This is a genomic window from Bacteroidales bacterium (genome assembly GCA_014860585.1).
GTDB lineage: Bacteria > Bacteroidota > Bacteroidia > Bacteroidales > 4484-276 > RZYY01.
Genome location: JACZJL010000128.1, coordinates 1 through 13,076 on the forward strand (window position 1 = coordinate 1; position 13,076 = coordinate 13,076).

General features: G+C 44.9%; 4 protein-coding genes. All 4 read left to right on the top strand.

Going from position 1 to position 13,076, the window contains the following annotated elements; all coding sequences use genetic code 11:
- Nucleotides 1-6,512 (top strand): hypothetical protein (locus IH598_13460; protein ID MBE0639519.1); only part of this gene is annotated, 6,512 nt, incomplete at its 5' end.
- 444 nt (nt 6,513-6,956) lie between these two features.
- The gene (locus IH598_13465) at nt 6,957-7,520 is read left to right on the top strand and encodes a hypothetical protein (GenBank protein ID MBE0639520.1); all 564 of its coding nucleotides are present in this window, start codon (nt 6,957-6,959) and stop codon (nt 7,518-7,520) included.
- A gap of 25 nt (nt 7,521-7,545) precedes the next feature.
- Nucleotides 7,546-10,281, top strand: coding sequence for a SprB repeat-containing protein (locus IH598_13470; protein ID MBE0639521.1), 2,736 nt, complete (start codon nt 7,546-7,548; stop codon nt 10,279-10,281).
- 11 nt (nt 10,282-10,292) lie between these two features.
- Nucleotides 10,293-13,076 (top strand): DUF11 domain-containing protein (locus IH598_13475; GenBank protein ID MBE0639522.1); only part of this gene is annotated, 2,784 nt, incomplete at its 3' end.

Here is a 13,076-nt window from a genome sequence, read left to right on the forward strand (position 1 = left end):
CATCATACACAATTACTAATTCAAGTGCTTTTCCTTTAAGCGGTCAGCTGTTAAATCTTCCTTTACCTGCCGATCTTGACAATCAACCTGTAGCCTATTTGAGATGGCTCATGACTGAAAATGTTTCGATCAATAATTCTATGGTCACCAATGATGGAACCAACCGGATTGATGATATTTTTATAAAAGGGAATTATTTTGCCACTTCTATCAATGGTTCAAATGATGCCAGCGGGGTAGTTTTCCCATTGGGCACAAGTGTGGTAACCTATACAATTACCGAAACGGTCAGCGACCAGTATTCGGTTTGTGATTTTACGGTCACAGTTGAAGATGAGCAGACGCCTGAAATAACCTGCCCGTCATCAGTTTTTCAAAGTGCTGATGTGGGTCTTTGCTCAGCCAATATTTCCCTGGAATTACCGATAGTTTCTGACAATTGTACCCTTTCGCCAACAATTTCATACAACGTTTTCAATCCTGATAATTCCAGCAGTGGGCCATTTCCTTCTTCGTTAAACGAATATGACTTTTTGGTTGGTAATTCACTAGTTGAGTGGATTGTAACCGATGCAAGTTCAAACACGATAAATTGTTTTCAACAGGTTATCATTAATGAAATTTTACCTTATGCTGATGCCGGGTCAGATGCTGCGATGTGCTCTTCACAAGGCAGCCATGTGATTGCTGGTGCGTTTGCATCAAATTATGTCAGCTTGTACTGGAGCACAAGTGGTACAGGTTCTTTTTCAGCCGGACAGGGTACACTTACACCAAGCTATACATTAAGTGACGGCGATATTCTGAGCGGCCAGATCGTGCTTACGCTGACTGCTTCTGGTGGTTGTTCGGTTGCGAGCGACTTTATGGTATTAACCATCTGGAAGGAGGCCTCAGTATATGCCGGGCCGGACGCAGCTATAGCTGCAGGGCAAAATTACACACTTAGCGGAGCGACCGCCGGTAATTATAGCAGCCTCCACTGGACAAGTACTGGAACCGGTTTCTTCAATAATCCTGCTGCAGTAAATCCAACCTACATTCCATCTGAAGCGGATATTGTTACAGGTAGCATTGACCTGATGATTGAAGCGACTGGTTTTGGTGTTTGCGCAACAATTAGCGATGTGATGACCCTGACAATTCATCCCAACCCTATTGTCAATGCCGGCTCTGATGCTGAAATATGCACTACCGATGGAAGCTATTTCATTGAAAATGCACAGGCATTTAACTACACAACTGTTCAATGGACAACGAGTGGAACCGGAACATTTATCAATGCAGGTGCGATTAAGCCTACATACGTTCCAAGCCTTAGCGACAAAAACACAGGACAAGTACTGCTAACCATGGCTGCCACAGGCAATGGTGGTTCAGATAGCGATTTTATGGTACTTTCAATTTTCCCGCCACCCACAGCCAACGCAGGGAGTAACGCTGTTGTCTGCCAGGGTGACAGTTTTACGGTGGTGGAGTCTTCAGCGACACAGTATTCTGATTTGTCCTGGTCTCATAATGGGTCAGGTGAGCTCACAAACTACACCACATTAAGTCCAACATACATTCCGGCCCCAACTGAAACGGGACCTGTATTGTTAACATTAACCGCAAATGGCCATGGTACATGCGCAGCAGCAGTTGATGAATTCGTCCTGACGATTGCTCCATCGCCTGTTTCAAATGCAGGTGATGGTCAGGATTTATGTAACCAGGTGTTATTTGTCCTGAGTGGCAATGTCGTTCCAAACTCTACAGTCAAATGGACTTTGGAAGCGGGCCCCAATACACCCGCAATCTTCGACTCTGATAAGCCAAATGCACTTGTTGTCGGAGCCATTCCGGGCGTTTACACGTTTGTCTATACCGTAACACTTGGTTCATGTAAGGATTCCGATAAAGTAAGAATTGCCAATTGGGAAAATGTGATTTGTTGTGTGAATGCTGGCCCTGACATCTCAGTCTGTGATGTTACCTCTGTGGCTATGAATGCAGGTTCACCCATTGTTGGCATTGGAACATGGAGTCAGATGTCTGGTCCAAATACTGCGGTTATTGATGATCCGGTAAACAGTCAATCAACAATGTATGGGCTAATCCCGGGAACGTATATATTTAGATGGACAAATACAAATGGACCGGCTTGTTCGGTCATCTATGACGATATGATGCTTACCGTTGCTAATCCGGCAATGGCTTATGCAGGTCAAGACATGACCATTTGCCAAAATCAGTCTTATCAGCTTGATCATGCCACTGCTTCTAATTACATTTCACTATTATGGTCAACCAGCGGAACTGGATTTTTCAGCAACAGATATGCACTCAACCCTGTTTATACCCCATCTGCAAGTGATAAACTGAACGGAATTGTTCAATTGACACTCACCGCTTATTCATCCGCACCTTGTAGTCCTGCCATTCGTTCGATGTTGCTTACTTTGCAAGCGCCGGCATCATTGGAGGCCGTTAATGATATCCTTGGTCCAGTCAATGGTTATGAAGGCTCCCTGAATGCTGGGGTAGCAACGGAAAATGACCTGAGAAACGGATTGCCTGTTGAAGCTTCGCAAATAATCGCATCACTGGTTACCCCGGCAACTCCATTGATGCCAGGAAGCCCGGTACCTGCTTTTGATCCGGTTACCGGAATCGTGAGTGTTATTCCGCAAACTCCTTCAGGAATTTACTCGATTAGCTATCGGATTTGTGAAAATATCTGCCCGGAGAATTGCAGCCAGGCAACTATTTTCATCCAGGTAATTTCGGCGGAGATCGTTGCCAACAATGATAACTTCACCATGAGCCCGGTTAATGGTTATATTGGAGGGTTTGTTTCCGGCTCAATCTTAGCCAACGATGTGCTTAACAGTGTAGCAGTAAATGTCGATGAAATAAACGTCGAGCTTACTGATGATGGAGGTATGACGGGAGTAGTACTCAATGAATCCAACCAGGTGGTTATTCCGGCAAGTACTCCTGCAGGAGTTTATACTTTGACTTACAAAATTTGCGAAATACTTAATCCAGCCAATTGCGACGATGCATTGATTTTCGTTCTGGTGAATCCTCCCCCAATCGTTGCAAACGATGATGATTTTATTGCCAATCAGATAAATGGCTTTACAGGCGGTGTTGCCGGGAGTCTTTTGCCAAATGATCTTTTAAATGGAATCATCGCCCTGCAATCAGAAGTGATGATAGGTATTGTGTCTGACGGTGGTTTAACTGGAATTGCAACCGATATCGACGGTAATCTTGTGGTTCCGGGATTTGTAGCTTCTGGGACCTACACTGTAACCTATAAATTATGTGAAATACTCAACCCGGATAACTGCGATATGGCTGATGCAATCGTCCGGGTTATAAGTCCTGACATTATTGCCAACGACGATGACTTCATTGCAAGTCCGGTAAATGGAAATCATGGAGGAACTTCCGGCAATGTTTTAGCAAATGACTACCTTAATGGAAACCTTGTACATCAAGACGATATATTGATTTCGATTGTAAATGATGGTGGTTTAACAGGTTTGTTTATTGGTACGGATGGTTGGGTGGATGTTCCGGCTGGTACCAGTGCGGGAATTTACACTGCCACCTATAGCATCTGTGACTTGATTAATCCAACCAACTGCGATGAAGCAACGATTACTGTAAAAGTTTACACGCCACTCATAGCACTGAGAAAACTTGCAACGACTTCGAATTATGGTAGCGCCGGTGAAATGATCACATACACAATTTCTGTAGAGAATTCAGGGGCAGTGGAAATAAGCGATCTGGCTGTTGAGGATGTCCTTGCAACCAATGGACCTGTTTATGTTTCAGGTGATGAGGGAGCATCCGGGATTTTGGATGTTGGGGAAATTTGGATCTACTCTGCAACATACACCATTAAACAGAGTGATGTTGACGCCGGAACATTTACAAACACTGCAATTGTAACCGGTAATGACCCTAATGGTAATCCTTTATCAGCGGAGGACACTGAAACAGTTGTGGCAATAATCAACCCTGAGGTTGCCATAACAAAAGCCTGCACAACTATTCCCAATTTTTATATCGCTGTGGATGATGAACTGACTTATACCATTAGCATTGAGAATACCGGAAACGTCACACTTTATGACGTTTTAGTGACGGACCATCAGACAGGTCTGAACCAGACTTTTTCAATTTTGTCCCCGGGCGAATTGATCAACTTAAATACATCTTATTATGTTAGTCAGGCAGATATTGATGCAGGTAAATTTGATAATACAGCAACGGTTTCTGCTACATTTACTGCCGGTAACGCTGCTCCGCAATTTCTCCTCGACAATGATTCAGAGACTGTTTTTGCAGAACAACAGCCCGGTATCTTCGTTACCAAGGCCAGTACAAAAGTTCCAAACAGCTACAGCCAGCCAGAAGAGGAGCTCACCTACAACATTTCAGTAACAAATACCGGCAATGTGACCTTAAACAATGTTCTTGTCATCGACCCACTGACTGGATTATCACAATCAATTGCCAGTCTTGCCCCGCAATCATCACAAAGTTTCAATACTTCGTACACTGTCGGACAAGCTGATCTCGATGCAGGTCAGGTGGACAACATGGCCAATGCAACAGGGTTTTATTATGATGTCAACGGTTTACAACTGTCTGTAACATGTAATGATACCGAAACTGTCTATTCCAACCAGATTTCTGCCATCGGACTGATTAAAACAGCCAGCTACGATCAGAATACCGGGCTGATTATTTATACCTACAGTGTGACGAATACGGGTAATGTAACACTGTACGATATTGAAGTTTACGAACAGGAAAGTAGTTTTACTGGTTCAGGGATCTTACCCGTTCCATTGTTTTTCGCAGGTGGATCTTATCTTGGCGGTAATGGAGTTTTACGAGATATTGCTCCCGGTCAGCGGATCATTTTCAGAGCCAGTTATAGTGTAGAGCAGGCTGATATTGACGAAGGGTTTGTCAGTAACCAGGCACAAACTTCAGGGTTTACTTCCAATGGTGCTGTTATAGCCGACTTATCTGACTTTACGAGTAACCTGATGGATCGCCCAACAGTGGTTATATTTGAACATTATCCTGAAATTACACTAACAAAAGTGGCTGATCCTATGATCTATAATGAGATAAACCAGGAAATCAGCTACACAATTACGGTTAAAAATGAGGGTAATGTCACGCTTTCAAACATCATTGCTGAAGATCCGATGCTTGGATTGGTCACCAACATATTCACCCTGGCTCCAAATGCTGAAGTAACTTTCATGAATTCATACTTCATAACGATGGATGATCTGATTGAGGGAAATATTGTGAACACGGCAACCGTTGAAGGAAATGATCCGCGTTCAAATGCTGTGTATGCCGTAGATGAAGTTACCATTGTTGCTTTGTTTAGCGAAATAATAGCAAATGATGATGATTTTGGAACAATTGGCGATCCAGGTAAAAGCACCGAGGCTGGAAATGTGTTGGATAATGATTATTTCAAGGGAGTTAAGGTTGAACGGGATATGGTTAGCCTGGAGGTAGTATCAGCAGCTTCCGATCCGGGAGTTTATATTGATATAACTACCGGAAACTTGAATGTGCAGACAGGAGTTCCATCGGGTTCCTATGCTATTGAATATCGAATTTGTGAAATCGGGAATCCTGCCAACTGCGATAATGCGATAGCTACCATCGAGGTTTTAAGGCAATGTATTGAGATCAGTTCATGGGTTTATCTTGAAGGTGCTGCAGTTGATCCTTGCGGATTGCTGGATTATACATTTCCAATGCGCACTGATCTGAATGATCTACGCTTATTACCCGGACAAACCTTTGAAGATGTTTTCTTCGGAACACATTATACGCCTGCTGGGCAACCCTATAACGTAGCACCCTGGTTTTACAATGGTACCGAAGGCGATGGCTATGATTCACATGGTGATCCGTTGCATGGAAATGCAAACTATCCGTCTACTGTTGTTGACTGGATTCTGGTATCGCTTCGAAACGATCCTGAAGGAACAGGTGGCCCGGTTTGCCAGGCTGCCGCATTGTTGCATAACAATGGCGCCATTGAATTTATCACCGGGCATTTTACCTGTTGTAATCCTGGCCTGAACAGTGAGTTCTGGCTGGTTATCGAACACCGGAACCATATGATCGTTATGTCTGAGGAGGTCATTGGGATTGTCGGTGGAAAAATCACCTACGATTTTCGCGACAAGCAAACCTATGTTAACGATCCGTTTGGGTATGGAATTTTTGCCCGGCAAAAAGAGGTCCTTACAGGAACATTTGCCATGTTTGCCGGTAATGGCGAGCAGTTTATCAAAACAGAAGCTGACACAGACATCACATTTGATGACAGACGATTCTGGCAAGGACAGAACGGGATATTTGGTCATTACAGGATTGGCGACTACAACCTCAACGGCGATGTGAACTTCAACGACCGCACATTGTGGGAATTCAACAATGGCAGGTTTACGAGTGTGGTCAGGGATTAGAAATTTAGGCCGTTGTGCCCTAATTCTGAGGCTGTCTCAAAAGTAGTTCAATTGGATTTTCAACGGTTCGTGTTACATCCAGACTTTTGAGACAGCCTCTTGTTGATGGCTCGGTCCTTTGTCATTTGCGATTGCGGAACGCAGTCAGGCAGGGACGGAGAAACCTATTCTTTACGCCAAATCATTTTGCGAAAGCAAGTTTGTAACTGATTTGGAAGCAACATCAGGTCAAGAGGTCTGAATAACTAGTTTTCTTTTATCTTAAATTCTCTAAAAAAATAATCAGGTATCATTTTATGGAATTATTTTGCAAAAAAATTTAAAAAAAAGTTTGTTATCCAATTTTTTATTACTTTGGTGGTCTTAAATTAGCACCTGGTGTGTACGAATGAGTTGGTAGTTTATTTTCTCTCTAACAATTGCAATTGATTAAAATACAGTCTATTGAAAAAAATCTACTTTAAAACTATTGAAACCACCCGTTTTATAGCAGGAGTCTACTTGATGCTCTTGTTCCCTGTAATCACCACATTTTCAGGTAATCTACCTTTATGCTTCGACATGAAGGGTATGATCGTAGACAATCAGGAGCAATGGGTGAAAAATAATCCATTGCTGTTGGATCATGATAAAAATACGATTTCTTACCATACGTGCCCATCAGCAGCTGTGAATCGTAGCTTTTTAATTCTGTACCGGGCAATAAACTATACCATTTGTAAACAACCGTCATGCACCGGTTTGATTGACTGTGTTTTGCACTTCATGCCGAATGATCCGATGAATCCTGGCAAAGCCATGTTCTTCAATAAACCGATGCTTAAGTACTCCTTCACTGAACCTGATTTTTCCCTTTATAATCATTTTAAGTTAATCAGTAAAAAAATAACTGAAATACCTTATTTATTATTGACCAATATTCGGCCAATTGCCATAATGACAGATAGTAAATCATTAAATATCAAACGAGTTCGTTGTAAATTTGAATGTCAAGATATCTTCATATAAATTTCATCATCAAAATTTTTAGACTATGAAAATAAAAATAGTAAACAAGCAATGGAGTGAATTGATAAGGAAGCCTAGTTTTACTTTTTTTCCTTTGATGCTTGCTCTTTTTCTGTTCATGAACCAACAAGGTTATTCTCAGACGACCACTTACATGACCATACCTCAGGGATCGTTTATTGTAAACATGGGCGTGACTCCGCAAACGATCAATAACGGTCTGAAGCCCTATGGTTTGCTTTATGCACTGCTTCAGGCGAATTGCCCGGTGTATTGGGTGATTAATCCTTCAAAAATTAAAGATGGAACTGACTTTAGCTATAATGGTACAGACTTTAAAGGGGGGCCCTTCATCATCGACGCTCAATACCGGTCTGCTGCAGTAGATGCCATCATTTCCAACTGGGTGGCTCAGGGAGTAGTCGGCATAACCAACACATCACCTATCTACGATGTGCCGGTTTTTCTCACCTTCTGGAACCTACCCAGCTTTACAATGGATTTGAAGAACGGCAGTATTGCCGTTAAGTTTTTTGTCAATGCCGGCATTCCGGCATCTGCTTATGGAGGCGCCAGTTCCAACTGGAAGAATCCGGCCGACCTGGATTGTTGCGACGATATTTTTGTGATGCCCCATGCCGACCCCATCTGGTTAACCCATGGCCGGCTTTATACCTGGAACGAGGAATGTAAAGGCGCTATCTGGCTGGGCTGCCATGCCGGGAGCGCCCTGGAGGACATGTTTAAAAACACAGCGCCCGTTGATCATAACTTACAGACCAATTTCCTGGCAGAAAAAACAGGTCCTGCCATCGGTGGTGGGCCTTATTATCAAAATGCCCTGATTTTATGGGGGAACCACAGCAATGGCACTCCGCCTTATTCTTACGATCATCCCACCGATCCGATCATGCAGTTCATGGGTACCATTGATGCAGCTACACAAAATGGTTCAGAGCAGATTTTTATCCCTCTCGCACCAGGTTGGAGGCCAACTACAAAGGTGGGAGTTTACGATCCCGATCATCTCCAGCGTGCTTCCAACAGTTATGAGCATCGTCCCGCTATTGTAGCCTGGGGTCCCGGATTTGGCGAATCAGACCGGGGGGTAGTAATGCTCGAAGCCAGTCATGATATCTCAAAATTGGGTAATAACCCGGCCAGTGTTGCAGCACAGCGTGCTTTTTTCAACTTCGCCTTCTATACCTCTTCTTCCAGGTCGGAGGCCATACCTTCCATTGCTGACCTGCCCCCAATCATTTTTTCAGGGGAACCACAAGCCCTTTCCGTTACTTTTCCGGTTGGCATTGACCCCGATGACTACAGCATCCAGTGGTCGGCAAGTTGCGGGGGGGTATTTTCACCCAACAGCACCTCGCAGTCAGTATCTTTTACACCTGATGCCACCCCTTCACCGACAAACTGCCAGATCGCAGTGACGGTAACGGATGTTTGCGGCAGGGTAACTTTTGATACAGAGTCGGTTACAGTTACCTGCAACCTTGGATTATCATCCTCGGTTACCAATCCCTGCTATAATACCCCGAACGGTGGAGCAATAACGGTAACGGTTTCCAGTGGTTCCGCCCCTTACGCGTACAGCTGGACCAGGACTGAAGGCGGTTCAGGATCAGGCAGTGCCCCTGCATCACCATTCACAATTACAAATCTCCAGGCCGGCAGTTATACCGTTAATGTTTCGGAGAATGGCGGTTGCTCGGCAAGTTTTAATGTAACCCTCAGCCAATCTCCCCAGATCATTATCACCGCAACGCCCACGCCCGTTACCTGCAACGGCGGCTCCACCGGCAGCATCAGCACCAGCGTGAGTGGCGGTATTCCAGGCTTTACCTATGCCTGGACGAAAATCGGTGTTCCCGGCTTTTCAGCTTCCACTGCCAACCTGAGCGGGCTGTCAGCCGGAACCTATAACCTCACGGTGACCGACAGCAAAGGTTGTGTGGAAACCAAGGAGGTGGTGGTGACCCAACCGGACGACATTACAATCACACCATCGGTGACCAACGTAACGTGCAAAGGATTCAACAACGGGCAAATCTCGCTCAGCGTGAGCGGTGGCAACCCCGGCTATACCTACCTGTGGAACGACGGCAACAGCAATCAGAACCGCACCGGCCTGGCGCCCGGAAGCTATTCGGTGACTGTGACCGATTCGAAAAACTGCACCAAAACCCTGAGTGGGATTGAGGTGACCGAGCCTGCAGCAGCCCTCACTGTGGTGCTTGATTCGAAGGTGGATGTGGAGTGTTTCGGACAATCCACCGGTGCGATCAATATTACAGCAAGCGGTGGCACAGGCTCATACAGCTACAGTTGGACAGGCCCGGGTGGCTTTACCTCGGATGATGAAGACCTCAGCAGCCTGGCTGCCGGCAACTATTCGCTTACTGTTACCGACGCCAAAAACTGCACAGCCAGCCTGCAGGTAACCATCGGTCTGAATCCTGCAATGGTGCTGAGCACTACGCCCACCTCTCCCACCTGCCCGCCTGACGGCGACCAGAATTTTGCCGATGGCGCCATAACCCTTACGGTTAGCGGAGGCGCCGGATCCTACACCTTCGACTGGGCCGACATTGGCAATCCCGGAGAATTCACCGACCCGCAGAACCGGACCAATCTGATGGCAGGCACCTATACAGTGACGGTGAAAGACGCCAACAACTGCACTGCTACCACCTCGGTTACGCTCAATTATCTGAATCCCAATCCGGTGCAACCTTCATCCATAGGACAATAAAACCCGAAACAATGAAAAATAAGAATTACACTAATAATATGGAAGCAAATAAAATTGTATTCACTAGTTTATCTCCCAGGGTAACATTCAGAAAAATCTGGCTGGTATTGTTACTTTTATTGATCCTTCCAGTTTCAATGATTGCACAGGTAACCAATACAAAAACGGTTGATAAAGCCACAGCAGCACCCAACGACATGTTAAATTATGGTGTAACAGTTGGTTATCAGGGGAATGAACAACTCATAAACGTACGGGTAATTGATCCCATTCCCACCGGAACAAGTTACGTTACAAGCAGTGCCAATGCAGGTGGTACCTATGGTTCCTACACTCCCCTGGCCGGAGAAAATGGCCTTGATACTGAGGGAGGCCCATTAGGAACAGTTACACTTGAAACCAGTTTAACACCAACCGTAAATTTTATCATTACAGGCAACAGTATCACACTTACATTTAATGTAAAACAAAACAGTGGCTCAACGGTAAATAATGTTTCACCAGCAGATTTTACTGTTGAGGGTGGTAGCTATACCATTATTTCAGGCCCGACACCAACTTCACAGAATGTACCAACCGGTGCAACTGGTGTTAACTTTTCATGGGTCATTCAGCTTGATCAACCCGGGGAATATGTTTTTTCTGCGTCTGCAGCCAATGATACCGAAACTTATATCTGGCCATCGGCAACATCAACAAGTGTGTTTTCAGCTTTGCACGGAGGTACCAATGTAGTTGCATGGAGCCTGGGTTCAAATACCGCTGCTATACCCAACGAAATCATCATCAGCGGTGCTCCGGCCGGAGTTTATGGTTTCAGGGGTAACACTACACAAACCTTCTCGCGTTATGGTTTAACCAGTGCAGGATGGACAGCCAGGCAAGATTATGGCTTTAATATAGCCAAAGGTGGGGCATTGACAACTGACGGAGATTCCATCATTTATGGGCTTCAGGGTGGTGGTCAGCAAAGATTTAGGAAGTATAATACAATTACAAACCAATGGACCGCCCTCACCAACACAGGAGCAAATGTCAATGAAGGGGGTGCTTTGGTGTTTCTCAGCATTGGTGGAGCAGATTCTGTTTACGCTTTTATGGGTAATGGGAAGGGATTTCGCCGGTACAACGTGACTGCGAATACCTGGACGGCCAGAGCTGACGCGCCGGAAAATGTAAAGTGGGGTGGAGCACTTACTACCGACGGCACATACATTTATGCTTTTAGAGGGGATGGCAAAAAAAACTTCTGGAAATATGATCCGGCAACAAATACATGGTCATCCCTGGCTTTAATGCTTGAAAATGTCAAAGCGGGAGGTTCTTTAACTTATCTCAATGGTCATATTTATGCTTTTCAGGGAGATGATAAAATCGGATTTTACCGATATAACATCATCGCAAATAGCTGGACAAAGATGGCAAATACACCTGCCAAAGTGAAAGAAGGCGGCGCTTTGACAAATGATGGTACAACTATTTACGGCTTACAGGGTGACAATTTTAACGGTTTCTGGCGCTACAACCCAGCTACAGATACGTGGACAACCCTGTCAAATTACTACAACAATCTAACTGTTAAGGATGGTGGTGCGCTGGTTTATGTGCCTCAGGCAGAAGTCAATGGTCTGTTAAATACTATTCATTCTTCAAGCAGCCTGGTTATTTCAGGAAGCAACATTGTAATAACAATGGAATTGATTGCCTCCAGCCCAGTTAGCGATGTTACCCCCGGAACAGTATCTGTTTCTGGGAATAATGGTGCTAGCGCAACTTATGTGAGCGGTCCAACCATAATAAGCACTGATGATGACATAGTTGATGCAAACGATAAGGTGATCTACCAATGGGTATATACCGCTAACTCCGGAACCAACCCGGGAAGTCTGACCTTCACCGCCGGTGCCACCGGTAATGGTGGAACCACTGATTTTGGTTCAGCAACCACAAACAGCACCCTGGTTACACCTTTGCTTACTTTCCAGTCTAGTGTTGATGAAACGGCTCCATTGGTCATAAAAAACTCGGCAATCTTAACTGAAACCTCGGGTAGTATTTTTAATTCAACAAGTAATGTTACTGAAACTTCAACTGCATGCAATTTAAACGTTGAAATTACCGGTTACACCAATGTTTCATGCTTTGACGGTAATGACGGTGAGATTGATCTTACTGTAAATGATGCTGTGGGTACCTATACAGTATCATGGGTCGGACCCGATAGCTATCAGAGTAGCGTTGAGGATATCAGTGGCCTCGAAGCTGGAACTTACACTGTAACGGTTACCGACAGTAAGGATTGTGTCGATCAAACAAGTGTAACGTTAACCCAGCCCACAGCCCTGGTTTCTTCACTGATCTCAAAAACCGATATTGACTGTTTTGGTGAAAATACCGGAACTGTTAATTTTTCAGGTTATGGGGGAACAAGTACTTACACCTACAGCATCGATGACATAGAATATTTTCCTTCAGGTACTTTCACAGGACTGGCCGCTGGCACGTATACTGCCTATGTAAAAGATGCCAACTCATGCGGACCAGCCACATTTTCGTTCACCATCACCCAGCCATCAGCGCCACTTGCGGTGGATGTTAATGTTTCGCAGCCCACTTGCTTTGTGGATGGGAGCATCACCCTTGATGTCAGTGGCGGAACTTCGCCTTACACCTACGATTGGTTGGATTTGCCGGGTAGCAACAACCCTAAAAACCGCTCAGGATTGCTGCAAGGAGATTACGATGTTACGGTTACCGATGCAAAAGGTTGCAGCGTTGCCACCGGTACCTTCACA

Bases quoted from the DNA above. Each gene is read 5' to 3' on its own strand.
- IH598_13470 (MBE0639521.1), top strand. From the start codon at position 7,546: ATGAAAATAAAAATAGTAAACAAGCAATGGAGTGAATTGATAAGGAAG.